22 protein-coding genes are annotated in these 22,817 nt (G+C 61.8%); 10 read left to right on the forward strand and 12 right to left on the reverse strand.

The window, feature by feature from the left end; translation table 11 throughout:
- Positions 1-35: 35 nt before the first annotated feature.
- A complete protein-coding gene (locus CXQ93_RS14120; protein WP_256939773.1) occupies positions 36-839 on the reverse strand; it encodes an SGNH/GDSL hydrolase family protein in 804 nt (267 codons plus the stop codon).
- An 88-nt stretch (positions 840-927) separates the two neighbouring features.
- On the opposite strand from CXQ93_RS14120, the gene CXQ93_RS14125 reads away from it, so the two are divergent.
- Positions 928-2,307: an MFS transporter gene (locus tag CXQ93_RS14125; protein ID WP_104111070.1), complete on the forward strand. Its 1,380-nt coding sequence runs from the start codon at positions 928-930 to the stop codon at positions 2,305-2,307.
- A 46-nt stretch (positions 2,308-2,353) separates the two neighbouring features.
- Here CXQ93_RS14125 and CXQ93_RS14130 read toward each other — a convergent pair whose 3' ends face one another.
- Positions 2,354-4,234, reverse strand: coding sequence for an ABC transporter ATP-binding protein (locus tag CXQ93_RS14130; protein ID WP_104111071.1), 1,881 nt, complete (start codon positions 4,232-4,234; stop codon positions 2,354-2,356).
- A gap of 103 nt (positions 4,235-4,337) precedes the next feature.
- On the opposite strand from CXQ93_RS14130, the gene CXQ93_RS14135 reads away from it, so the two are divergent.
- Entirely contained in the window at positions 4,338-4,841 is a 504-nt protein-coding gene (locus tag CXQ93_RS14135; protein WP_104111072.1) for a MarR family winged helix-turn-helix transcriptional regulator, read from the forward strand.
- Between the two features lie 87 nt (positions 4,842-4,928).
- Here CXQ93_RS14135 and CXQ93_RS14140 read toward each other — a convergent pair whose 3' ends face one another.
- Entirely contained in the window at positions 4,929-5,963 is a 1,035-nt protein-coding gene (locus tag CXQ93_RS14140) for an NADP-dependent oxidoreductase (protein WP_104111073.1), read from the reverse strand.
- A 134-nt stretch (positions 5,964-6,097) separates the two neighbouring features.
- Between CXQ93_RS14140 and CXQ93_RS14145 the strand changes: the two genes are divergently transcribed.
- Entirely contained in the window at positions 6,098-6,667 is a 570-nt protein-coding gene (locus tag CXQ93_RS14145) for a TetR/AcrR family transcriptional regulator (RefSeq protein WP_256939772.1), read from the forward strand.
- Between the two features lie 14 nt (positions 6,668-6,681).
- Here the strand turns inward: CXQ93_RS14145 and CXQ93_RS14150 are convergent, their stop codons facing one another.
- The 7 genes from CXQ93_RS14150 to CXQ93_RS14180 form a co-directional block, all read right to left on the reverse strand.
- Entirely contained in the window at positions 6,682-7,095 is a 414-nt protein-coding gene (locus tag CXQ93_RS14150) for a VOC family protein (protein WP_104111075.1), read from the reverse strand.
- 143 nt (positions 7,096-7,238) lie between these two features.
- Positions 7,239-8,231, reverse strand: coding sequence for a siderophore-interacting protein (locus CXQ93_RS14155; RefSeq protein WP_104111076.1), 993 nt, complete (start codon positions 8,229-8,231; stop codon positions 7,239-7,241).
- Complete coding sequence (locus CXQ93_RS14160) at positions 8,228-9,190, reverse strand: ABC transporter ATP-binding protein (protein ID WP_104111077.1); 963 nt, start codon at positions 9,188-9,190, stop codon at positions 8,228-8,230. Before CXQ93_RS14160 ends, CXQ93_RS14155 begins: the two co-directional genes overlap by 4 nt.
- A 1-nt stretch (position 9,191) precedes the next feature.
- Positions 9,192-10,274: a FecCD family ABC transporter permease gene (locus tag CXQ93_RS14165; protein ID WP_374953412.1), complete on the reverse strand. Its 1,083-nt coding sequence runs from the start codon at positions 10,272-10,274 to the stop codon at positions 9,192-9,194.
- Positions 10,271-11,269 carry an iron ABC transporter permease gene (locus tag CXQ93_RS14170; RefSeq protein WP_104111155.1) on the reverse strand — a complete coding sequence of 333 codons (999 nt, stop codon included), beginning with the start codon at positions 11,267-11,269 and terminating at the stop codon, positions 10,271-10,273. Before CXQ93_RS14170 ends, CXQ93_RS14165 begins: the two co-directional genes overlap by 4 nt.
- Positions 11,270-11,433: 164 nt before the next feature.
- Complete coding sequence (locus CXQ93_RS14175; RefSeq protein WP_104111078.1) at positions 11,434-12,489, reverse strand: iron-siderophore ABC transporter substrate-binding protein; 1,056 nt, start codon at positions 12,487-12,489, stop codon at positions 11,434-11,436.
- 210 nt (positions 12,490-12,699) lie between these two features.
- The gene (locus CXQ93_RS14180; RefSeq protein WP_104111079.1) at positions 12,700-13,194 is read right to left on the reverse strand and encodes a MarR family winged helix-turn-helix transcriptional regulator; all 495 of its coding nucleotides are present in this window, start codon (positions 13,192-13,194) and stop codon (positions 12,700-12,702) included.
- A 138-nt stretch (positions 13,195-13,332) separates the two neighbouring features.
- Between CXQ93_RS14180 and CXQ93_RS14185 the strand changes: the two genes are divergently transcribed.
- Both CXQ93_RS14185 and CXQ93_RS14190 read left to right on the forward strand, forming a co-directional pair.
- On the forward strand, positions 13,333-13,980 hold the full coding sequence (locus tag CXQ93_RS14185; protein ID WP_104111080.1) for an NADPH-dependent F420 reductase: 648 nt from the start codon (positions 13,333-13,335) through the stop codon (positions 13,978-13,980).
- 238 nt (positions 13,981-14,218) lie between these two features.
- Complete coding sequence (locus CXQ93_RS14190; protein ID WP_104111081.1) at positions 14,219-14,920, forward strand: hypothetical protein; 702 nt, start codon at positions 14,219-14,221, stop codon at positions 14,918-14,920.
- Positions 14,921-15,240: 320 nt separating this feature from the next.
- On the opposite strand, the gene CXQ93_RS14195 is transcribed toward CXQ93_RS14190, so the two are convergent.
- Complete coding sequence (locus CXQ93_RS14195; RefSeq protein WP_104111082.1) at positions 15,241-16,245, reverse strand: glutathione S-transferase family protein; 1,005 nt, start codon at positions 16,243-16,245, stop codon at positions 15,241-15,243.
- 203 nt (positions 16,246-16,448) lie between these two features.
- Between CXQ93_RS14195 and CXQ93_RS14200 the strand changes: the two genes are divergently transcribed.
- The 5 genes from CXQ93_RS14200 (at position 16,449) to CXQ93_RS14220 (ending at position 21,598) form a co-directional block, all read left to right on the forward strand.
- Positions 16,449-17,657 (forward strand): ABC transporter ATP-binding protein, encoded by a 1,209-nt coding sequence (locus CXQ93_RS14200; RefSeq protein ID WP_104111156.1) that lies wholly within the window; start codon positions 16,449-16,451, stop codon positions 17,655-17,657.
- Positions 17,657-18,349: an ABC transporter permease gene (locus CXQ93_RS14205; RefSeq protein WP_104111083.1), complete on the forward strand. Its 693-nt coding sequence runs from the start codon at positions 17,657-17,659 to the stop codon at positions 18,347-18,349. The genes CXQ93_RS14200 and CXQ93_RS14205 overlap by 1 nt, the downstream gene beginning before the upstream one ends.
- Positions 18,350-18,450: 101 nt before the next feature.
- Positions 18,451-19,125, forward strand: coding sequence for an ABC transporter permease (locus CXQ93_RS14210; protein WP_373418321.1), 675 nt, complete (start codon positions 18,451-18,453; stop codon positions 19,123-19,125).
- A 39-nt stretch (positions 19,126-19,164) separates the two neighbouring features.
- On the forward strand, positions 19,165-20,109 hold the full coding sequence (locus CXQ93_RS14215) for an ABC transporter substrate-binding protein (protein ID WP_104111085.1): 945 nt from the start codon (positions 19,165-19,167) through the stop codon (positions 20,107-20,109).
- A gap of 10 nt (positions 20,110-20,119) precedes the next feature.
- On the forward strand, positions 20,120-21,598 hold the full coding sequence (locus CXQ93_RS14220) for an NAD(P)/FAD-dependent oxidoreductase (RefSeq protein WP_104111086.1): 1,479 nt from the start codon (positions 20,120-20,122) through the stop codon (positions 21,596-21,598).
- 35 nt (positions 21,599-21,633) lie between these two features.
- On the opposite strand, the gene CXQ93_RS14225 is transcribed toward CXQ93_RS14220, so the two are convergent.
- Positions 21,634-22,752, reverse strand: a complete 1,119-nt coding sequence (locus tag CXQ93_RS14225) for a serine hydrolase domain-containing protein (RefSeq protein WP_104111087.1) — start codon at positions 22,750-22,752, stop codon at positions 21,634-21,636.
- Between the last annotated feature and the right edge of the window lie 65 nt (positions 22,753-22,817).

Genomic DNA, 22,817 nt, shown 5'->3' on the forward strand with positions numbered 1-22,817 from the left:
CTTGCAGTAGCTCTTGCGGCAGCGTGAGCTTTATGTCAGTGCGAATTTAGAGCCAGCGGGGATCGCAGGGTGGGCCAGCGGGCGCTCAGGTTATCGCCCGAAGAGACCCCACGCAGACGGCGACTGACCCAGGGGCCCACGTATTCCTTGGTCCAGGCGGCGTTGTCCTTGAGAGTTTCGCTGGTGGTGCGCACGGGAAGGGGAGGGAGCTCGGGCATGGAGATCCGCACGGTTTCACCGAGTTGTTCCAGTACCCGGTTGGCCATATTGATATGGCCTGCGGTGGACATGTGCATGCGGTCGATCCCCCACAGCCGCCAATCGTTGTACTCGCGGAAACGCCAGTAGTCCACCAGTTCGGCACCGTGGTCTTGCGCCACTTCGCGGAGCAGCTCGTTGTAAATGGCAGTTCGCCCGCGGATGCTGGCGAAGATTTTGGAGGTACTGGCGTCAAAGCCGGTAAACACCAGGACGCGTGCGCCTGTGGCCGCCAACGTGGCGAGCCCGTCGGAGTACCGCCCCATCATGGCGTCAATGTCCACTTTGGGGCGGAGGATGTCATTGATACCGGCATAGATAGTGACAAGTGTGGGATTCATGGCCACAGCGGCAGCAATTTGCTCGCTCAGGATCTGGTTCATTTTCTTGCCGCGAATGGCGAGATTGGCATAACCCCAGGACTGTTCCGGGTGGGCCAGCGCGAGCTGTTCGGCCGCCCTGTCCGCCCAACCGCAAACTTGGTTGGGTCGTGTGGGGTCGGTGTCGCCCAGACCTTCGGTAAACGAATCGCCCAGTGCCACATACCGTGCTGAAAATTCCACGCCTGCTCCTTGCCGCATCCTGGCACACCGCCAGAGTTGATTGCGGTATTTTTGCCCCAACCACTAATTAGGCTAATCCTATGACTTCGTTGCAGCCTGTTCCCGCGTGAACGCCACCGCCACCATTTGGGGCAGCCACTACAGAGGGGCCACGCTGGGATTTTTCGGCCTAGCCTTCATGGTTGCCTACTCGTTCGCAGCCATCACCACTGCTATGCCGGCGGCCGCCAACGATCTCGACGGCCTCCCGCTCTACGGTTTGGCTTTCGGCATCACCATGGCCACCTCGGTTGTTTCGATGACGATCGCCGCCCTCTGGATTGACCGGTCCGGCCCGCAAATCCCGCTGCTCACCGGGGTGGGTATCTACGTGGTGGGCATGTTCCTCTCCGCTGCCGCACCCACCATGGAGTTTTTGGTGGCCGCCCGCGCCCTGACTGGATTCGGGTCAGGGCTGGACGGCGTGGCCCTCTACGTGGGCATCGCTCGGGTTTTCCCCGCACACCTGCGCCCCAAAATGTTTGGCGCCTTGGCCACTGCCTGGCTACTACCCTCTATTGTGGGCCCGGCGCTGAGCGGCATTGTCACCGACCATTTTGGTTGGCGATGGGTGTTTGGCACAGTCCCGGTCCTGGCCATCGTTGCGGTTGTCTTGTTGCTGCTCGGCAGTCGCGGATCAGGGCTGAACGTTCCTGCCACATCCGATGAAAGTCCGACGGCGACTACCGGACGGGGACTTTCCGCCCGCCTCTGGTGGAAGCCGGCGTGGGCGGTTGTGGCTTCAGTTTCGGTGCTGCTGCTTGGCGATGCCAGCACCCGTGCGCAGCCGTGGTGGCCCGCCCAGCTGGGTGCCGCCGTGGTACTCCTTGCAATGGCTGTCAATGTCCTGCTACCCAAGGGAATCTGGCGTGCGGCGCGGGGTCTACCTTCGCTTATTTTGATGCGTGGGCTCATGGGCACGGCTTTCACGATTGCCGATGTGTACCTGCCACTGTTCATGATCGATCAACGGCAGCTCCCGGCTTGGCTGGCAGGGTTGTCGCTGACAGTGGGCGGGGTGACCTGGGCCGTGGGCGCCTGGTTGGCGGGTCGGGGCACATTGACCCCGTCGCAATCGCTGCGCTGGGGTGCCGTATTCATGCTGTTCGGCATGCTAATTGCGACGCTGGTGCTGCTGCCGGGCTGGCCCGTGTGGATTGCCTGGGTTGGTTGGGCTGCGGGCGGATTCGGCATTGGCATTGCCTACCCGACACAATCGGTGCTGGTTCTGGGGGAGTCCAAACCGAGCGAGCAGGGCGCCAACGCTTCTGCACTGCAGCTGAGTGAAACACTGCTGACGGCTGCCATGTTGGGTGTGGTGGGTGCCGTGTTCGCCGCCTTGCTAGGGTTCGGCGAGGCCGGCTACGTCATGGCCTTTGGTGTGGCCTGCGCCCTAGGTGTTGCGACGTTGTCAGTGTCGCGCCGGGCCGCGGCAGCGGAGGGCTAGCGGGGAACTACCTGGGCACCATCCGCCCCGGTGAAGGCTGCGTCTCCTAGGAAGCCAGTTCCAGTTCACCGCCAGCCGCGATAAGTGCGGCGTAGGCTCCGCCTGCATCTCTTAAGTTCGACGGCGTGCCGACCTCAGCCAGTTCGCCCGCCGCCAGTACTGCCAGCTGATCCGCATCTTCCACGGTAGTGAGCCGGTGGGCGATGGTCAGGGTGGTGCGGCCCACCGCGAGGTGGTCCAGTGCGAGCTGCACGGCTGCTTCGGTGGTGTTGTCCAACGCGGATGTGGCCTCGTCCAGAACCAAGACTCGCGGGTTGCGCAAAATGGTCCGGGCAATGGCCAGCCGCTGCTGCTCGCCTCCTGAGAAGCGGTGTCCGCGGGCACCCACAAGGGTGTCCAGGCCTTCGGGGAGTCCGGCCACAAGGTCTGCAATTTGTGCAGAAGCCAGGGCCTTCCAGAGAGTTGCGTCGTCCGCATCCGGTGCCGCCAACAGGAGATTCTCGCGGATAGAGGCATGGGCTAGGTAGCTTTCCTGGGACACCACGCCCACAATGCGGGCCAACACCTCCGGGGCAATATCCCGCACATCAACCCCGTCAATCGTGACGCGGCCAGAGGTGACATCGTGCAGCCTCGGTAGCAGCGCCCCGAGCGTTGACTTGCCGGAACCGGTGGGGCCAACCACGGCGGTGGTGGTGCCGGCGGGAAGCGCAAGGTCGATTCCGCGCAGAACATCAGTGCCGCCGTCGTACGCGAAATGGACGCCCTCAAAGCGGACCTCACCGCGCACCATCGCAGGGTCCAGCGCAACCGGGTTTTCCGGGGCAGTGATCTCAGGGACCATGTCGAGGTATTCAAAGATACGGCTAAACAGGGCCATGGCCGTGACCCATTGGACGCCGAGGTTCAGCAGGCCCATGATGGGTCGGAAAATGGTGGCCTGCAGCGCCGTGAACGCCACGATGGTACCGATGCTCATGGTGTTTCCGGGCAGTCCGCCGGCAAAGTAGATCAGCGCCGGGATGGCCGAGAAGATGATGCCCATGGTGGCCATGCGCCAGCGGCCGGCCAGCTGCGAGCGCAGTTCCAGCCCAATGAGGCGTTCGGAACTTTCGGTGTAGCGGGTGGCGTCACGGTCGGTGGTGCCGAGGGTCTTGGCGAGCCGGACGCCGGAGATGCTCAGCCCCTCCTCCACGTAGGTGTTCATGGTGGCGAGTTCGGCCTGCATGGTTGAGGTGATGTCGCGGCGTAGCAGGGCCACGCGGCGGGAGAACCAGACGGCCGGCGGGATCACGATGAGTGAGAGCAGCGCCAGTTTCGGGGACAGGACCACCATGGCCACGGCCGTGCCAACGGCGGTGGTGACGTTGGAGGCCACGCCCGTTGCCGTTGAGGTGATGACCGATTGCATGCCGGAAATATCGTTATTCAGGCGAGACTGCACCTCACCGCTGCGAGTGCGGGTAAAAAAGGCGAGCGATTGCTTTTGCAGGTGCGTGAAGAGCCGGGTGCGCAATGTATGCATGATCCGCTGGCCCATTGAGGTGGTCATCCACGTCTGCACCACGCCAATCAGGGCGGTGGCGGCGGCAACGGCGATCATGGCGATGGCCAGCCACGCCAGCAGCGGGACGTCCTTGGCGGGCAGAGCCGTGTCTATGATGCTGCGGACCAGGAACGGCTGCGCCAGGCTGATGACGCTGGATGCGGTAATAAGAAGGACGACGACGGCTATGGTCACCTTGTGCGGTGCAAACAGCGCAACAATGCGATTGAGGCTGACGGGGTGGCGCTTGATCTGCACCTTGTCGGCCGGATTCACACGGGCCGGGCCGCGGCCCTTCTGATCCTGAGAGCCGGGGAAGTCTGATGGGCCGGAATTCTCACGGCTGGTTTTTTGTCTGTTTGTGCGGATACTCTCCGTCATATGCGCCACCTCCAAATGGTGTGCGGGGTGCGGGACTCGCACCAACTAATACAGAGGTTACCTCACTATGTGGTTACGTGTCAATAGTGGGTATGCTTGGTGCATGGCTTCCCCTCATGGCACGGCTCCCGGCGGTACGGCTCCTCAAGATGACTCCCCCGAGCTCGGCGAGCTGTTTCACGCGGCTTTTCGCGGATTGCGGCGCACCTGGGCTGAGCAGCTGGCTCCCTGGGAGCTGACGCCGCATCAGTGGCGGGCGCTCATGACCTTGATGCGCAAGCAGGCCGCCCCGCCCATCACCAGCCCACACGCAGACTGTGCACCCGCTGCCGGCGATGTTCGGCTCAAGGATCTGGCCGAGCGCCTGCGGATCGCACCGCGCTCCGCCACCGAAGTGGTCGACCAGCTCGAGGCCAAGGGGCTGGTCCGTCGCGAGGCCGACCCCTCCGATCGACGGGCCACGCTCATTGTGCCCACAGACGCCGGGCGCACAATGTTTAGCGAGGTGCAGGCGGAACGCCGCGATAAATCCAAGGAATACTTTGGCCGGCTCAACGCAGAGGACCAGGGCGAGCTGGCAAGAATCCTCTCCCAGCTCCGCGACTAGCCACCCTGCGCCACCCCGGATGGCACAGCCTTAGAAGCCCGGCTAGGCGCAGAACGCCGCGCAGCAGCCCCCTGCGGACCGTGCCGCTTAGCCGATCAGATCAGTCATGGCAGCCGTGCGGACCACCATCTTGCCCGTGTTGGCACCGCGCATCATGCCCAGGAATGCGTCCACTGCATGATCAATCCCGTTAACCACTGTTTCATCGAAGGCGATCTCCCCGGCTGCGAACCATTTGCTCATGTTCGCGTTGAACTCCGGGGCGAGGTCAAGGTAGCTGCCCAGAGTGAAGCCCTTCAGCGAGAGTCCGCGGGTGATCATGTTGACCATATTGTCCGGGCCCACCTTGCGGTCAGTGACGTTATAACCGGCAATGGCGCCACACAGAGCGGCCCGGCCACCGGGGTTGAAAACATCAAGCGCGGCTTCTAAATGATCGCCACCAACGTTGTCGAAGAACACGTCAATACCTTCGGGCGCAGCGGCCGCCAGCAGCTCACGAACGGGCCCGGACTTGTAGTTGAATGCTTCGTCGTAGCCATACTTCTCTTTCAGCAGGGCTACCTTCTCGTCACTGCCAGCGGATCCAATGACACGGCCAGCACCCATGAGCCGGGCGATCTGGCCAGCGGCAGTACCGACAGCTCCGGCTGCTCCGGAAATAAAGACCGTGTCGCCGGGCTTCATACCCGCAATGGCGGTTAGGCCGACGAAGCCGGTCAGGCCGGTCATGCCAAGAATGCCCAAGTACACCGATAGCGGCACGCCAGGCAGTTCCGGAACAACCCTGAACCCGGCGGCGTCCTCTTGGACAACATCCCGCCAGCCGAACTGGTGCAGCACCACAGAACCTACCGGAATGCTCTTGCTCGTTGACTCGACAACCCGGCCAATGGCACCGCCAGTCATCGTTTCCCCGAGAGTAAAGGGTGCCGCGTAGCTCTTCGCGTCACTCATGCGACCGCGCATGTAGGGGTCAACGGAGATGTACTCATTGACCACCCGAAGCTGATCTGGCCCCAGCTCACCAAGTTCTACCTGTGCGGTTGTGAAATCGGCGGCAGTGGGCCAGCCGACGGGGCGGGCGGCGAGTTGGATTTGGGTGCTGACTGTGGTGGACATGGCGTGAACTCCCTTGGGTGGTGCAAAAAGTATCTGTGCGGAGCTTTCGCTCTGCACGTGAACTATTATGGAATGAGTGATCCACTATATAGTGGACTGAACGATTCACAAAATGAGGGGCTCACTTGGGACGCATGCAAACGTTTGACACGGACGATGCAGTTCGCGCGGCGCGGGCAGTTTTTTGGGAGCGCGGCTACGAGGAGGCCTCCCTCCCCGAGCTTGAGCGTGCCACCGGGCTAAGCCGCTCCAGCATTTACCACGCCTTTGGCAATAAGCGCGGGCTCTTTGACGCCGCAGTGGCCAGTTATCTCCGCGAGATCATCCGCCCCCGGCTCCAGCCATTGGACTCCCCCAACGTGGCCCCAGACGCGATCATTAACTACTTCACCGGGCTGCGCGAGGCGTTGAGTCAGGCTGATTCCTTGCAGTCCCACAGCGGCTGCCTGCTCTTGAATGCGGCCGGCGCGCCGATTTCCAACGAGACTGCCGTCAGCCAGGCCATCGCTGGATATCGGTTAGAGCTACAGAGCGCGCTCAGCAGGGGCGCCGCTGCCCTTCATCCGGACATGAACGCCGGCGCCCGTCTCCAGTTGGCCACGGTGCTCAGCTCGCTGGTGATTGCCGCCATGACACTGTCCCGCATCGATAATGCTCAGGCGCTGGCCACCGTGGACACAGCGCTAACGCTGCTGCAGGACTAGGCTCCGCTGCGGCGCTAGGGCTTGGGCGAGCCGTCGATGTTGACCATCCAGGGCACGCCAAACTTGTCCGTCAGCATGCCAAAGGTGTCTCCCCAGGGCGCTTTTGTCAGGGGCTCGGCCACCGTTGCACCGTCGGCCAGCCCGTCCCACCAGCCCCGCAGCACAGCCTCGTCATCGCCGGAGAGACAAACACTGGAATTGACCCCCAGTTCCATTGAATTGGGCACATCGGCTCCCATGATGACCACATCATGGTCTCCGTTCACCATTCCGTGCATGATTTTTCCGGACTCGGCAGGGTCATCAAACATACTAAGTTCCGCGTAGGTACTCAGCTCCAGGGCACCTCCGAAGACGGACTGATAAAACTCCAAAGCGTCCTTGGCGGTGTCGCGAAAGTTCAGATACGGGGTGAGACGGACCGTCATGGCATTTCTCCTGGCGTCAGACACTGATCACGGATGGGATCAGTGTCAGTATTCACCGATCCGCCCCGCATGTCAGCAGTTTCTCGAAAGCAGCTGCAAAAACTGCTCCAGCGGGGGCCAGAACTCGGGTCCAAAACCCCGTTCTAGTCCAGCGCTTGCCCCTTGCGCCAGTAGCCCATGAACGCCACGGCATTCCTGTCCATGCCCACATCACGCACCAGGTAGCGGCGTAGATCGCGAATCGTTGCAGCCTCTCCGGCGATCCAGGCGTACAGGCCATGGCCAGCAGCGCCAGCCGGGGTCTCCCACAGGATTGAGGCGTCAATATCCACTTCCTCAGGTTCCTCGCCCACGTCGCATGCCGCTGGAACAATCAACGATTGCACTGCCGCGGACAAAGCCTCACCGTGCGGCATGCTGCCGCGGGCAAGCCACACGGCTTCTACGCTGGCTGGTGTGGAGATGTCTAAGAAATCCGCGGCCGTGGGGACTTCCAGCACGGCATGACCGCTGATATGGGCCGGCAGGGTTTCCAGAATGGCGGCAATTGCAGGGACTGCCGTCTCATCCCCCACGAGCAGAACGCGTTCGGCGTTGCCGGGTGCAAACTCGATACCGAGGCAGTCTCCCCATCGCGCGCAGGGACCAACCAGCAGCAAGGGATCCCCCACCAAAGCGCCGGCCGCCCACTCGGCGGCAGGCCCCGATCCACCATCTAAGTGCAGCACAAAGTCAATGTCCATCTCGGCCGGGACGGCAGGGGATTGCTCCGAGGCAGGAACAGCGCGGCGCAGGCTACGGACGGTGTAGGTACGCATCACCCCACGCACCGATTCATCCAAAGTCCGCCAGCTTTGGTACCAATCATCCTGCAGCGAGCCGCGAATATTGCTGAACTCCGGCAGCGCATGGCCCGGTGAGGGAATCATGATCTTCACCCGCAAATCCAGCGTCTCACCCGCAGCGTTGGAACCAAATAGATCGAGATCGGATCCCGTGAAGGTGATGCGCCGGAAGTGCTTACTCAACTGCTGCACGGCACTGACCTGCAAATCAAAAACCCGCATGGGCTTGATGGGATCCGCCTCTAGGGCCTCGATCGTGGTGGCCTCATTTTCCAAGATTGATGAGCTCATGCTTGTACTCCTTCTTCTACTGCGGAAAATTCTGTTGCAGAGGGCTTCGCTTCAAGCGGCTCTGAGATAGATAGGCGCTGCGCCGCGGCGTCGGCCAACAGTGCCGCCCTGCGCCCCACCGGCACCACCATGGGCGTGCCCACCACGGGATCGGACACCACAACGGACTCGAGCCCAAACACTTCTTGCACCAACTCGGCGGTCAGTACCTCGGCCGGGGCACCCTGCGCCACAATGTCGCCGTGCTTCATGGCGATCAAATGGTCGGCATAGCGGGCGGCTAAATTCAGGTCATGCAGCACAATGGCCACGGTGATGCCGCGCCGCGCATTGAGCTCGGAGACCACATCGAGCACCTCCACCTGATGCGCCAAGTCAAGGTAGGTGGTGGGCTCATCCAGCAGCAGCACATCAGTTTCCTGGGCCAGGGCCATAGCAATCCAGACACGTTGCCGCTGCCCGCCGGAGAGCTCGTCAATACTGCGATTGGCCAGCTCGGCAGTGCCGGTGACATTCAGCGCCGCAGCCACGGCGTCGTCGTCGGCCGGGGTCCACTGGCGGAACCAGCCCTGATGCGGACTGCGGCCGCGCCCCACAAGATCGGCCACGCTGATGCCGTCCGGCGCCGTGGGAGTCTGCGGCAGAATGCCGAGTTTGCGGGCCAGCTCACGCGTGGGCACCTTGTGAATGTCCGTCCCATCCAAGTGGACAGCGCCGGAACTGGGTTTGAGCAGCCTGGCCAGGCCGCGCAGCAGGGTGGATTTGCCGCAGGCATTGGCACCCACAATGATGGTCACCTTTCCGGCAGGCAAGTCAACGCTGAGGTTCTCCACAATGGAGCGGTCGCCGTATCCCAACGACAGGTCCCGGGCAGACAATTTGCTGGCGGATAATCCATTGGCGGACGCCTCATCGGCAAACGGTGAAGCAGCGTTTTCATGACTGTTCGCAGGGCGCATCTCAGCCTCCTTGGTTGGCACGGTTGGTGGAAATGAGCAGCCACAGCAGGAACGGCGCACCGAGCGCACCGGTCACCACGCCCACGGGCAATGACGTTCCGGGGATGGCATTGACGGCAATATAGTGGGCGGCCAGCACAATCGCGGCGCCCACAAGGGAGGCGAGCGGCAGGCTGGCCACTCCCCCGTTCAGCCGTTTGGCGATGGGCCCTGACAGGAAGGCCACAAAAGCGATGGGACCGGCCGCGGCAGTGGGAAACGCGGCCAGCAGTACGCCGAGAATGAGGAGCAACAGCCGGGCGCGCTGGACATTGAAGCCGAGCCCGGCGGCGGTATCGTCACCCAGAGACAGCCCGCCCAACTCACGGCCCCCAACGGCTACTAATGGTGTCAACACCAGCAGCACCACGGCCAGGACGCCCACGCGTTCCCAATTCGCGGAGTTCAGTGAGCCCGTCAACCACACCATGATTTCCGTAGCGTTAGTAAAGTCTGCCCGCGACAACAGGAATGTGATGGTGGCCTGCATGAACGCCGCTGCACCGATGCCAATCAGAATCAGTCCCGTGCCGCCGCGCCCGCGAGCCAAAATGGAGATGAGCAGGGCCACGAGTAGCGCTCCAATGATGGCGGCCACCGACAGCCCCGCGCCACGCAGGCCAAAAATGACAAACGCGGCAACGGCCGTGGCACTGGCACCGTAACTAATTCCGATGATGTCGGGGCTGGCCAGCGGGTTGCGCAGCATCGTCTGGAAAATGGCGCCAGCGGCACCGAACGACGCACCAGCCAGCAGCCCAAGCAGCGCTTGCGGCAATTTATTTTCCATCACGATAAAGCTGGCCCCGGGAATGGTTTTCCCACCCAACATGGCGAAGAAATCGGGGATGGTGACCGTATAGCTGCCCAGCAGGACGTTGACGGCCAGCAACGCGATGACCAAGAGGCTCATGGCCCCCATGAGGAATGTTCGACGGCGGCGAGGGGCCTTGCGCTGTTCGCGCACCCAGGCTCCGGTCGCGGCCGAAGCATTGGTATTGGTAGTGCGGGATAACTCCCGGACGGCATCTGCCATGGCGCTCATAGCTCTGCCTGCTTTCCACGGCGCACCACGGCGATGAAGACGGGAGCGCCAATCAGCGCGGCAAGAATGCCGGCAGGCACCTCACCCGGTAGCAGGACCACGCGGCCCACCACATCGGCCACCAGCAGGACGGTGGGTGCGGCCAGCAAAGACAGCGGCAGCAGCCAGCGGTAGTCGGGGCCCACCAAACCACGCAGCAGGTGCGGAACCACGAGACCGATAAAGCCAATGGGTCCAGCCAGAGCCGTGGCCGATCCGCACAGCAGCACAATGCCAATAGCAGAAATGGCACGGCCCAGACCGGGACGGTGTCCGAGCCCGCGGGCCATGTCATCGCCGAGCGCCAAAGTGTTCAAGAGCTTTCCGGTACCCAGCAAAATGACGGCACCCACGGCCACAAAAGGAAGTACCGAAAGGATGGATTCCCACGATTTTCCGGCAAGCGCACCCACCTGCCAGCTGCGGAACAGCTCCAGGGAATCCTGGCTCGTGACCAGCATGGCGCTCATGAGCGAGCCCATGCCAGCGGCCACGGCGGCGCCCGCGAGTGCCAGCTTCACGGGAGTTGCGCCGCTGCGGCCCAGACTGGCCACCGCGTACACAACAACGGCGGCAACGGCGCTGCCAGCGAAGGCGAACCACAGGTAGCTCGAGACTCCGGCGGCACCAAAGAAGAAGATCCCAGCTACCACGGCCAAGGCTGCTCCGGCGTTGACGCCCAGAATGCCTGGATCTGCCAGAGGGTTGCGGGCCACGCCCTGCATGGACGTGCCCGCCAGCCCCAGAGACAGGCCAACAATAAGCCCCGCCACGGTCCGCACAATGCGTGAAGCAACTACGGCATGATCGCCGTTGGCCGGGTCAAAATTCACCAGTGCATCCACCACCGTGGGCAGCGGGATACTACGCGCACCAACCGAAAGAGAAAGTAGCACAGCAAGCAAAAGGGCAGCAGTGAGCACCACGAGCCACGCAAAGCGGCGGCGAGCACTCATCTTTTGAGCACTGAACTTCTCCGATCCGGCCTTCCGGAGCTGGGCGGATACTGATCGGCCAGCATCGCCAGCCACCCCGGAGACAGCGAGGGAAGGCACTGACCCCGTGACCGGCGTCGAACCTTCCCTCGCAGCGGCTGGTGCGCTAAACACAGAAACGGGACCTAGACCTTGTCTGCTGCGGCACCGAGCAGAGGCAGGAACTTATCCAAGGCCCAAGGCAGGCTCAGCGGTGAGGCGGCAGAGATGGACAGCGTGAGGGTGTTGTCCGAGTCTGCAACGAAGGCTCCGGACTTGACGGCGGGGATCTGACCCAACAGCGGGTCGGCCACAATGGCTCCCTTGGTCTTCTGATCGGGAACCCAGCTGATGAACACCTGCGAGTCCAACTGGTTGGCCTTTTCGGCGGACCAAGGCATGAAGAACCCCTTGGCTTTCTTCTCCGCTTCAACCACAACGGGCGCGAGCTCCATGCCGATACTGCTGAGGAACTTGGGGCGGTTGTCGCCGGAGAGGTAGACGTTCACGCCGTCGCTCTTGGCCGGCTCCAGATTGCCGTAAATGAAGGTCTTGCCCTTGATGGAGGGGTACTTGGCGGCCTGCTCAGCAATGGTCTTTTCCGTGGCCGTGATGAGTTCCTTGGCGGCGGCTGACTTGCCTAGCGCGGCACCAATCATGGTGGTGGAATCTTGCCACCCAGTGCCATAAGCGGCCTCCGGGAACGCAATGACCGGGGCGATTTTACTGAGCTTGTCGTAATCTTCCTGCGTCAGCCCCGAGTAGGCAGCCAGGATGACGTCCGGAGTAGTCTTTGCAATCTCGGTGAAGTTCACGCCGTCCACCTCCGAGTACTGAACAGGGGCCTTGTCACTGCCCAGACCTGCGCCGGCCTTTTCCAAGGCGGCGTCCTTCCAAGGGGTGGAGCCCTGAGCGTTTCCGCCCCAGTCGTTTTTGGGCATGCCCACCGGGATGACACCCAAGGCAATGGCAACGTCGTCATTGACCCAGGACACCGTGGCGACGCGCTGCGGGGCTTTTTCAATGACCGTTTCGCCGTAAATGTGCTTGATGGTGACCGGGAAGGTGTCCGTCGAGGCTTGCGTATTCTGTGCAACCGAACCGCCAGTGGCGCCGGTGGAGCAGCCCGCAAGGCCAACTCCCAGTGCTGCAACGGAAGCAAAAAGGCCCAATTTCAGACCCTGACGACGTGAAAATTCCAATGTAGTTCCTAACGGTGACCCCAGCGAACACTCGCCCCAGTTAGGCAAGCCTTAGCTACATTACGGCATTAAGGGCTCATTAGGGAACGTTTTGCTGCCCTATTTGACGCTCGGGCCAGCATTCCTAGGCAATGGCTCCCAAAAAATCGGGAAATTCACAGCTAGAATGTGGCCAGCATCACTTTTGGCAGCAAGGGCATCTTGGGCAACTTAGGGCTGAGCCGGTGGGCGGAGCGTCCAGTGACGCTCATCCAAACCCTGGACCAACTTTCGCCCCACGCGCGCCAAGTCAGCCACATCCTTGTTATCCAGCTGATCAAAAATGAGCCCCCGCACCGACTCCACGTGCTCAGGCGCCAGGCCCTGGATTAACTTCATACCATCCGAGGTAATGGCAGTCTGCGTCACGCGCGCATCGTCGGCATGGACCGAACGCTCCACAAGTCCGCGGGCCTGCAGCTTCTTTGCAACATGAGAAAGTCGCGAGAGTGAGGCACTGGTTCGGGCGGCCAGCTCACTCATCGGCAAGATGCCACTCTCCGCCTCGGACAGCATGGCAAGCACATTGTATTCAAAGAGGGACAACTTGGCAGCTTGCTGGAGCGGCGCTTCAAGAGATCCCGGCAGCAAAGTCGTGATGGCCAGCAGCGCCAACCATGCGGCCCGTTCTTCGTCATTTAGCCAGCGTGGCTCCAAGTCAGTCATGGCGCCATCTTTTCATGAATTCCAGCGAAACCGAGGGACTCTCATGTTTTTACTTGACACTTCAATCAAATGGGCTTAGACTTTAGTTGTAGCTTCAAGTAAAAGACTTCCAGCCATTCATTAGAAAGCAGGACCATCATGAACACCATCACCATCATCGGTACCGGAAACATGGCACGCGGCATCGCAACCCGTGCACTTGCGGCTGGACGCAGCGTTGAACTTCTCAATCGCGACGCCGATAAGGCAGCCGCAGTGGCCGCAGAACTCAGCACTGCAGCGTCCGGCACCGTCACCTCGGGCACCGTAGGCCAGGCTCCCGCCGGCGACATCGTTGTCTTGGCTTTGCCGTTCGATGCCGCCAAGGAGGTTGTAGCCTCCTATGGCGCAGCCCTCGCCGGCAAGACCGTTGTTGACATCACCAATCCCGTGAACTTCGAGACCTTCGATTCCCTGGTTGTTGCTCCCGGCACCTCCGCCGCTGAGGAAATTGCAGCACTGACGCCCGGCAATGTAGTCAAGGCCTTCAACACCACTTTTGCTGGCGCCTTGGTTGCTGGTGAGACTCAGGGCCAGATCCTCGATGGCTTCATTGCTGGCGACAACGCCGATGCAACCGCAGCCGTAGCCTCACTCATGACCGACGGCGGCATGCGCCCCCTCGTGGTGGGTGCACTCAAGCGCTCCCGTGAACTGGAAGGCTTCCAGTTCTTGGTCATGACCCTCCAGGCAAACCCCGCCTTCGAGACATTCAACTGGAACACCGGCCTGAAGATCGTCGGCTAGTCCCCAACTCCTCCCGCTGTGTGGATCGCAAGCGATCCACACAGCGGGCCCCTCGGAGTTGTGGGCCCAAATTCGCACTTCCGGATGCGCGGACAGCCACTGGCGCGATTTCCCGGGAACCTGGCGAGCGTGGGCCCACCCATGTCCTCCCACAAGAAGCGTGGGCCCATTCCGACTCCAAAAGCGTGATCTGTCAAATTTAGATTGACAGATCACGCTTTTTTGTTAGAGTCGATTCATGACTGAAGCTGAGCTCGACCCGCTGGCTAAGCTCTTGAAGCTCGCTAATCAAGCGAGCAGTCAAGCAATCCGCACGGACGCCGATCGGAGCGCTACACATGATTCTGGGCAGGCCTCTGGGCATGAAACGGCCGGCATTGAACTCGCTCTTGAAATTGAGCAAGCCGCCGCCCGTCATCTGCGCAACTCTGTCGAGACAGCCCGAGTACGCGGGGCTTCATGGCAACAGATCGGAGACGCTTTTGGCGTATCGAGGCAGGCAGTCTACAAGCGGTTTGGCGCACCGGAAACTCACGATTCAAGGGGAGAAATTATGAACAAACCGATCGTAGATCTGCAGGCACGCACGGAGGCTGTGTTCCAGATGCTCAGTGAGGACAATTATGCAGGGGTCAAAGAACTCATGACCTTTAGTTGCTCCAGAGTGCTCACCAAGAAGAAGGTCACCGCAGTGTGGAACCAGGTGGTTGCTGCCACGGGGCCCTTGACCTCATGCACCGATACCGTGACACAAACCTCCGATGGCCGGAACGTCATCTTGCAGCAGATCAACCAACTGCTTTCCGGCGGTCTGGTGGGGCAGACAATGCTCAATCATGAGGCCGGAGACTGGCTGGGCCGGGTCGCTTACAACGGCTCCGGCAAGATCACCGGCATGCTCATTGTCTCTCCGCTCGAAAAGCACAATCTCCCGTTCTAAATCACAGCCTCACAAGCACAGGAGTCACTCCATGGACAGCCCAGCAATGATTATGCTCGGTGCCATCATCGTCATAGGCCTAACCGGCGTGGGCGCGTTCACCAAGCGTCGCTAAATTACTCAGCAACTTCACCTGGCCCACCCCGCGTAAAAACCGGGTGGCGGAGCCGGATTTTCCGTAGGCGACGTAAAGGAGAACTAAAGGCCGCCTGCGGCCGTAGTTCGGATAGTCGCCGAGGAAATTCCGGTTCCGCCGGCAGCAGGGCCCACGAGCGCGAGGGACCCTCTGCGAGCTAGCGAGCAGTGGGAGCGCTTGGGGACTACGCGTCCACCGGACGTGTGGGGGCGCTTCCGTTTCCGAAAGGTGAGCCACCGAGTGACTCGCGGCCGTGCGCCGTCGTCCATCCTGAGGTATCCGGGCCAAGCGGAACAATCTGAGTGGGATTCAGGTCGGTATGGACAATGTAGTAATGCGCCTTGATTTGCTCGAAGTTCACTGTGTCGCCGAATCCGGGCGTCTGGAACAGATCGCGCGCGTAGGCCCACAGGACGGGCATCTCGATGAGCTTGTTCCGGTTGCACTTGAAGTGCCCGTGGTAGACGGCGTCGAAGCGAACCAGGGTGGTGAAGAGGCGGACATCGGCCTCGGTAATGGAGTCTCCCATGAGGTACCGCTGCTTAGCCAGGCGTTCCTCGAGCCAGTCCAGTGCGATGAACAGGCGCTCATAGGCGGCGTCGTAGGATTCCTGACTGCCGGCAAAACCACAGCGGTACACACCGTTGTTCACCTCAGTGAAAATGCGCTTGTTGACCACGGCCATTTCTTCACGGAGAGCTTCCGGGTACAAATCCGGGGCGCCGTCGCGGTGGAATTGCGTCCACTCCGTGGAGAAATCGAGCGTGATCTGCGGGAAGTTATTGGTCACGACGGCGCCGGTGGGCACATCCACCATGGCCGGAACCGTAATGCCTCGCGGGTAGTTAGGGGTGCGCTTGAAGTAAGCCTCCTGCAGACGTTCAATGCCCAGGACCGGGTCAACGCCGCCCTCATCCAGGTCGAAGGTCCAGGAGCGGACATCGTGAGTGGGGCCGGTGACGCCAATCGAGATGGCGTCTTCTAGGCCCAGCAGCCGCCGGACAATGGTGGAGCGGTGCGCCCACGGGCAGGCCCTGGAAACCACCAGGCGGTAGCGGCCAGCCTCCACGGGGTAGCCGTCCTCGCCACCGCGCGTAATACGGGTTTCAATGTAGTTCGTGTCCCGCGTGTACTCCGCCCCGGTGATGTAGGCGCCCTTGGTGCTGAATTCCGAATTCAAAGTGTCCATAGGGTTAGCCTAAGACACGACACACCGGTGCTGCGCTTTACGTGACAAATACACCTTGCATATGATCAACAGGCACCAGGTGAACGATTCACAAGAACGCCACCAACAGTGAGGATCCACTCATGACGGACCAAAAGCTTACCGTCACACGCCAGGACAGTAGCCGTTCTGACCGCCAAACGGCTGGCCAGGTTGGCAACGCCATGGTCGAGTTCCAAAGTGTCAGCAAGGTTTTTCAAACCGGCCAAGCAGCCGTTGAAAACCTCAATCTCAGCATTGAGCGTGGCAAGATCACAGTCTTCGTTGGCCCCTCGGGCTGTGGAAAAACCACGTCTCTTCGCATGATCAACCGCATGGTGGAACCCACCGCCGGCACCATCACAGTGGACGGGCGTGACGTGAGCACTCTCCCCGCCCACCAGCTCCGCCGCTCCATGGGCTACGTCATGCAGCAAGCCGGGCTGCTCCCGCACCGGACCGTGATCGAGAACATTGCCACCGTGCTGCGCCTGAACAAAGTGCCCCGCACGCAGGCCAAGAAGCGTTCCCTCGAGCTGCTCGCCACCGTCGGCCTGCCTGCCTCCATGGCCGATCGCTACCCCAATCAGCTCTCTGGCGGACAGCAGCAGCGCGTGGGAGTTGCCCGCGCCCTGGCCGCCGACCCGCCCGTTTTGCTCATGGATGAGCCCTTCTCCGCCGTGGATCCAGTGGTCCGTGCCGAGCTCCAGCAGGAGTTGTTGAGGCTGCAGCGCGAGCTGGCCAAAACCATCATTTTTGTCACCCACGACATCGACGAGGCCACCATCCTTGGGGACCGTGTGGCCGTTTTTGCCAGCGGCGGGCGCGTTGCCCAATACGCTCCCCCTGAAGAAATTCTCCGCGCCCCCGTTGACGACTTCGTGGCCAACTTCGTGGGCCGCGACCGCGGTTTCCGGCGCCTTTCCTTCAGCGATGGCGCATCCGTGCCCATCCATGCGGCCCCTGTGGTGCGCTTGGACGCACACCCCCAGCCGCTCTCCCCTTCACTCCCCCCAGCGGACGACGCCGTTGCTGCCGCCCCCTCCACCGGAACCGGCACCATCGCTGGCAACACTGGGGCAACGTGGGCGTTAGCTGTGGACGCCGACAATCGGCCGCTGGGCTGGCTCGCCCCTGATACCCAACGACACCTGGACGCCAACCCTCCCAGCAGCACTCCCCAAAGCTCAGGCAATGCAGCTGACCAGCCACAGTTGATCCCCGGCGGTTCCTTATTCCACGCCGGTGATCCGTTGCGCAATGCTTTGGACGCGGCGTTATCCTCGCCGTCCGGGCTGGGAGTTGCCGTGGACAATGAGGGGCGCGTGACCGGCGTCGTCCATGCCCAAGAGGTCCTAGCGGCCATCGAGTCCACTCGCGAAAGCCGCAGCTAATGCAGTGGTTTCTGGCCAATTTGCCTCAGGTACTCAACCTCGCCGGTTACCACTTGATTCAGGCGATAGTGCCGCTGGTGCTCGGCGTCATCGTCGCGGTCCCCTTGGCGCAGCTCGCCCGTGTCAACAAGGTGGCCAGCGGCATCATTTTGTCTGTCGGATCATTGCTGTACACGGTGCCGTCACTGGCCCTCTTTGTCATTCTTCCGAGCATCCTGGGCACCAGAATCCTGGACTTCACGAACATCATTGTGGCGCTGACCATCTACGCCGTGGCGCTGCTGGTCCGCTCCACCCTTGATGCCCTGAACTCGGTCGATGACACCCTGCGGCAGGCGGCCACAGCCATGGGATACCGTCCTGTGCAGCGCTTCCTCAGCGTTGATCTTCCCTTGTCCATCCCGGTTCTCTTTGCCGGGTTGCGCGTCATCTCGGTCAGCAATATCTCACTGGTGAGCGTGGGGTCACTGCTCGGCATCCCCAGCCTGGGTTTCCTCTTCACCGACGGGCTGCAACGAAACTTCCCAACAGAGATTGTGGTGGGCATTGTGGGTACCTTGGTACTGGCGCTACTCATGGATGTGGTGTTGGTGCTTCTGCAAAAACTGTTGACGCCCTGGCTTAGGAGTACTAAGTCCACTCGCGGCGCGTCAAGCACTTCAAGCACGAGGACGACGGCGGTGACGGCATGAGCCTTTCCGTAGCGTTCCTGCCAAGCACCAGCTATACCACCAAGGACCCCTTTAGCCAAGGCTGGCAGTGGCTCACCGACCCGACAAATTGGCAGGGTCCCATGGGGGTTCCCGTCCGTGTGGTGGAACATTTGGGTTACTCCGGGCTAACCCTGCTGATCTCCGTGGCCATCGCGGTGCCCATCGGACTGTACGTTGGGCACACGGGCCGGGGACGCGGCGTCGTGGTTTCTCTGGCAGGCATGCTGCGCGCACTGCCAACCTTGGGCATCATGACGCTGTTTGCGTTGCTTGCCACCTCTTCGCTGTCCCTCATGCCGGCTATTTGGTCCCTGGTGCTCCTGGCGGTGCCACCCATTTTGACGGGAACGTATGCCGGGATTGCCGCCGTCGACCGCCAAATTGTTGACGCTGCACGCAGCATGGGCATGACGGAGCGGCAAATCCTCTTCGGCGTGGAAGTGCCTAACGGGCTCGCGGTCATGCTGGGCGGGCTCCGGTCGGCCGTGCTGCAGGTCATCTCAACCGTCGCCGTGGTGGCGTTTATCAGCCTTGGCGGGCTGGGCCGCTACATTATTGACGGTCTTGCAGTGCAGGATTACGGTCAAGTGTTAGGCGGAGCCGTGGTGATCGCGGTCCTCGCTATCGCAATTGACGGCGTGCTGGCCCTGCTGCAGCGCGCCGCGGTTTCACCAGGCTTGCAGACGGCCAAAGCGGCCCCGTCCATCGAGGCGTCCCCAGAGAAAAACACCTCTGCTGTACCAACAATTTCCTAAAAGATGTCTAGAGATTCCCCGAGTTATAGGAGAAACACCATGAACAAGATTTCCATGCCGAGCCGCCGCGCAATTCTTGGAGCAGCCGCAGGACTGTCCGTCGCCCTCGCCGTCACGGCGTGCGGCGGCGGCGACCCTTTGGGCGCCAATAGCTCCGCAGGCGGATCCGGTTCCGGTTCTGTTGTGGTGGGCTCGGCCAACTTCCCCGAGAACGCCATCCTTGCCGAGATTTACGCTGGCGCCTTGAACGCAGCCGGCGTCAATGCCAGCACCAAGTTGAATATTGGTGCACGTGAGGTCTATTTGAAGGCCCTCGAAGACGGTTCCATCGATGTGGTGCCCGAATACACCGGAAACCTGCTGGGCTACTTGGACACGGCAAACACCATCGTTGATGGTCCCGGCATTTTGGCAGCACTACCGGCCAAAATGCCCGCTGGTCTGAGCGTGCTCGATGCCGCCGCTGCAGAGGACAAGGACGCCATTGTGGTGACGCCTGAAATCGCTGCCAAGTACAAACTGAGCTCCATCGAGGATCTGGCGCCAGTGTGCGGCGAGTTGACGCTCGCGGCTCCCTCGGAATTCCAGACCCGCCCGTACGGTTTGCCTGGCCTGAAGAAGCTCTACAACTGTGTACCCAAGGATTTCAAGGCATTCAGCGCCAGCAGCGAGGCCTTGAACTTGAAGGCCCTGCTCAACAATGAAGTCCAAGTTGCCGATATCTTCACAACGTCCCCGGAAATCACTGCCAACAAGTTGGTGGTTCTAGAGGACCCCAAGGGTCTGATCGGCGCCCAGCAGGTGCTGCCCATCATCAAGACCGACAAGCTCAACGAGGCTGGCACCACTGCCTTGAACAACGTCTCCAAGCAGCTCACCACTGACGATTTGATTGCCTTGCGCACCCAGGTTGAGGGCGATCAAAAGATGGACCCTAAGGCTGCAGCAGCGGCGTGGCTCAAGGACAAGGGCATCACCAAGTAAGGAGCTTTTTATGGCCGCCGCGAACAAGCCGGAGACTGTTGATGTTGTGGTGCTCGGCATGGGGCCGGGTGGGGAATCGGTTGCTGGAGAGCTGGCCTCCGCTGGCCTGTCCGTGGTGGGCGTGGAGGCCAGGCTGGTGGGCGGCGAGTGTCCGTACTATGGCTGCATCCCCTCCAAAATGATGATCCGGGCCGGGAATGTGGTGGCCGAGGCGCTGCGCATTCCCGGCATTGCCGGCACCGTGGAGGTCACTCCAGATTTCAGCACCGTGGCAGGGCGCATCCGCAAGGAAGCAACCGACAACTGGGATGATGCCGTGGCCGCCAAGCGCTTCACCGACACGGGCGGGCGGCTGGTGCGCGGCACGGGCCGGTTGACCGGTCCACGCGAGGTCACCGTTTCCATGCCCGACGGCGGCCAGCTCACCTTCCGTGCACGCCTGGCCGTGGTGCTCAACCCGGGCTCCAACCCTGCGGTGCCAGCCGTGCCAGGGCTTGAAGGAACACCGTTCTGGACAAACCGGGAGGCCGTTCAGGCGCAGACTGCACCTAAGTCGTTAATTGTCTGGGGTGGCGGGCCGATTGCGGTGGAGCTGGCGCAGGCGTTCACGCGTTTTGGGACCAAGGTAACCATGGTGTTGCGTGGCTCCCACCTCATTTCAAAAGAGGAGCCGGAGTCCGCCGAACTGCTGGCTGAGGTATTCCGTAACGAGGGCATCAAGATCCTGCGGAACAAGGACGTCACCGCGGTTTCGCATTCCCGCGGCCGTTTCCGGGTCCATGTAGAAAATTCGGAGGACGGGAAAACTGTCGGGGCAGCTTCAGCCGGCGCTGCTGGTCCGGCCGCTTCCGCCGCAACCGGAGCCCCTAGACTTTCCGCTGAACGCTTCCTAGTGGCGACAGGACGCACCCCCGCGTTAGCTGACATTGGGCTGTCCAAAGCAGGCATCAAGGTCAAGAAAAAGGGCGCCCCCACCGTTGACGAGCACCTGCAGCTGGCCGATGGCCTGTACCTGATTGGCGACGCCGTGGGCGCCGGCGCCTTCACTCACATGTCAATGCATCAGGGCAATATTGTGGCCGGACACATCCTTGCCCGGCACGCAGGAACCCCGGAGCGGGGCGTCACCGACAATCACGCGGTTCCGCGGGTAACGTTCACCGATCCGGAAATCGGTGTGGTCGGCATGACGGAAAAGCAGGCGAGGGACGCTGGGCTATCCGTGCGGACCGGTTTCACTGCCTTGGGTGACTCCACCCGCGGCTGGGTCCATAAATCAGGAAATCAGGGTTTCATCAAGGTCGTGGAGGACAGCGATTCCGGTGTTCTGGTGGGCGCCACGTCCATGGGACCCATGGGCGGGGAGGTGCTGTCCATGCTGGCACTGGCCGTGCATGCGCGCATTCCCGTCGCCATGCTGCAGAGCATGATTTACGCGTACCCCACGTTTCACCGGGCCATCCCGGAAGCCCTGCGAGCGCTCAAATAGCAGCACTCTAGGGAGAGCCGTGCACCCCCGCTTACTTATGCCCCGGAAAGAATCACTTTCCGAACGGCGGCGCTGAGCATCATGGCCCGGCCAGCCGAGCCACCCTCCTCAGCCCGGGCCGGGACGTAGCCAAAGCCAACCCCGTACAGGGGGTCCGCAAAGCCCAGAGCCGCGTTGGCGCCGTCGTGCCCGAAGGCTTGTGCACTGCCAAAGTCCATGCGCGGGTTGGCCTTCATGAAGGTCACGGCGAAGGAGGAGATCTCGCAGAACACCCGGTCCAGACCCCAGACCTGTTCCTGGCTCATCAGTGCGATGGTTTCGGGCTGTAGATACGCCGGCACCTCACCGATTCCAGTGATGGCTCCGGCGTAGACCCGCGCCAGGCCGTCGGCGGAACCCACACCGGCGCCGCTGCAGCTGCCGGCCGCGCGTACGCTGCGGACATTGGGCAGTTCCAGCAGGTTTCCGGCCTGAACATTTCCTGACATCCCGGCGATGGAGCCCGGCTCGAAGAAGTCCGGGGCCGGCTGCTCGTCAAAGAGGACGGGCCGGAAGCGTGGTTCTTCGGATTCGGGCAGGCCCAAGAACATATCGGCCGCAAATGGCGCGCGGATGCGGCGGTTGTACACATCTTGCAGGCGTTCGCCCGTGATCCGGCGGCACAATTCCTCGAGAAATACGCCCATGGTCAGTGCGTGGTAGCCAAAGGTGCCGCTGCCGGGGCGCCAGAGGGGCGCCATTGATGCCAACCTGTCTGCCACGGCCGGCAGATCGTTGTATTCCTCCATGGCAAAGCCACCCTGCACGCCCACTAGCCCGGCTTGGTGCGAGAGCAGCTGACGCACTGTCACGGCCCCCTTGCCCTGTTGGGCAAACTCAGGCCAATAGCTGGCCACGGTGGCGTCCAAATCCACCAGTCCGTCCTGGACCAGCAGGCCGAATGCCAAGGCGGAAACACCCTTGGAGCAGGAGAATACGCCTGTCATCGAGTCTGCAGCGGAGTCCGGCCCACCCACCAAGTCAAGAACCTGTTCGCCACCCACGTAGACGCCCAGCTGCGCGCTGTACCGAGGATCTGCGTCGAGCATGGCATCGAAAAGATCCCGGACGGGGGCGAACTGGGGCGCGGAAAAACCTTGAGCAGATGCATTCATGCTTCCACTCTAGGGACTACGGCGTCGGTGCGGGCAACAACTCACTCCCCACACCGCAATAATCG

Source organism: Arthrobacter sp. N199823 (genome assembly GCF_002929705.1).
Lineage (GTDB): Bacteria > Actinomycetota > Actinomycetes > Actinomycetales > Micrococcaceae > Specibacter.

Coding starts and splice junctions, on each gene's coding strand:
- CXQ93_RS14205 (WP_104111083.1), top strand. CDS start 17,657: ATGCAGTGGTTTCTGGCCAATTTGCCTCAGGTACTCAACCTCGCCGGT.
- CXQ93_RS14160 (WP_104111077.1), bottom strand. CDS start 9,190: ATGCGCCCTGCGAACAGTCATGAAAACGCTGCTTCACCGTTTGCCGAT.
- CXQ93_RS14135 (WP_104111072.1), top strand. CDS start 4,338: ATGGCTTCCCCTCATGGCACGGCTCCCGGCGGTACGGCTCCTCAAGAT.
- CXQ93_RS14170 (WP_104111155.1), bottom strand. CDS start 11,269: ATGAGTGCTCGCCGCCGCTTTGCGTGGCTCGTGGTGCTCACTGCTGCC.
- CXQ93_RS14155 (WP_104111076.1), bottom strand. CDS start 8,231: ATGAGCTCATCAATCTTGGAAAATGAGGCCACCACGATCGAGGCCCTA.
- CXQ93_RS14120 (WP_256939773.1), bottom strand. CDS start 839: ATGCGGCAAGGAGCAGGCGTGGAATTTTCAGCACGGTATGTGGCACTG.
- CXQ93_RS14215 (WP_104111085.1), top strand. CDS start 19,165: ATGAACAAGATTTCCATGCCGAGCCGCCGCGCAATTCTTGGAGCAGCC.
- CXQ93_RS14210 (WP_373418321.1), top strand. CDS start 18,451: ATGGGGGTTCCCGTCCGTGTGGTGGAACATTTGGGTTACTCCGGGCTA.
- CXQ93_RS14180 (WP_104111079.1), bottom strand. CDS start 13,194: ATGACTGACTTGGAGCCACGCTGGCTAAATGACGAAGAACGGGCCGCA.
- CXQ93_RS14195 (WP_104111082.1), bottom strand. CDS start 16,245: ATGGACACTTTGAATTCGGAATTCAGCACCAAGGGCGCCTACATCACC.
- CXQ93_RS14145 (WP_256939772.1), top strand. CDS start 6,098: ATGCAAACGTTTGACACGGACGATGCAGTTCGCGCGGCGCGGGCAGTT.
- CXQ93_RS14185 (WP_104111080.1), top strand. CDS start 13,333: ATGAACACCATCACCATCATCGGTACCGGAAACATGGCACGCGGCATC.
- CXQ93_RS14165 (WP_374953412.1), bottom strand. CDS start 10,274: ATGAGCGCCATGGCAGATGCCGTCCGGGAGTTATCCCGCACTACCAAT.
- CXQ93_RS14150 (WP_104111075.1), bottom strand. CDS start 7,095: ATGACGGTCCGTCTCACCCCGTATCTGAACTTTCGCGACACCGCCAAG.
- CXQ93_RS14220 (WP_104111086.1), top strand. CDS start 20,120: ATGGCCGCCGCGAACAAGCCGGAGACTGTTGATGTTGTGGTGCTCGGC.
- CXQ93_RS14190 (WP_104111081.1), top strand. CDS start 14,219: ATGACTGAAGCTGAGCTCGACCCGCTGGCTAAGCTCTTGAAGCTCGCT.
- CXQ93_RS14130 (WP_104111071.1), bottom strand. CDS start 4,234: ATGACGGAGAGTATCCGCACAAACAGACAAAAAACCAGCCGTGAGAAT.
- CXQ93_RS14140 (WP_104111073.1), bottom strand. CDS start 5,963: ATGTCCACCACAGTCAGCACCCAAATCCAACTCGCCGCCCGCCCCGTC.
- CXQ93_RS14225 (WP_104111087.1), bottom strand. CDS start 22,752: ATGAATGCATCTGCTCAAGGTTTTTCCGCGCCCCAGTTCGCCCCCGTC.
- CXQ93_RS14200 (WP_104111156.1), top strand. CDS start 16,449: ATGGTCGAGTTCCAAAGTGTCAGCAAGGTTTTTCAAACCGGCCAAGCA.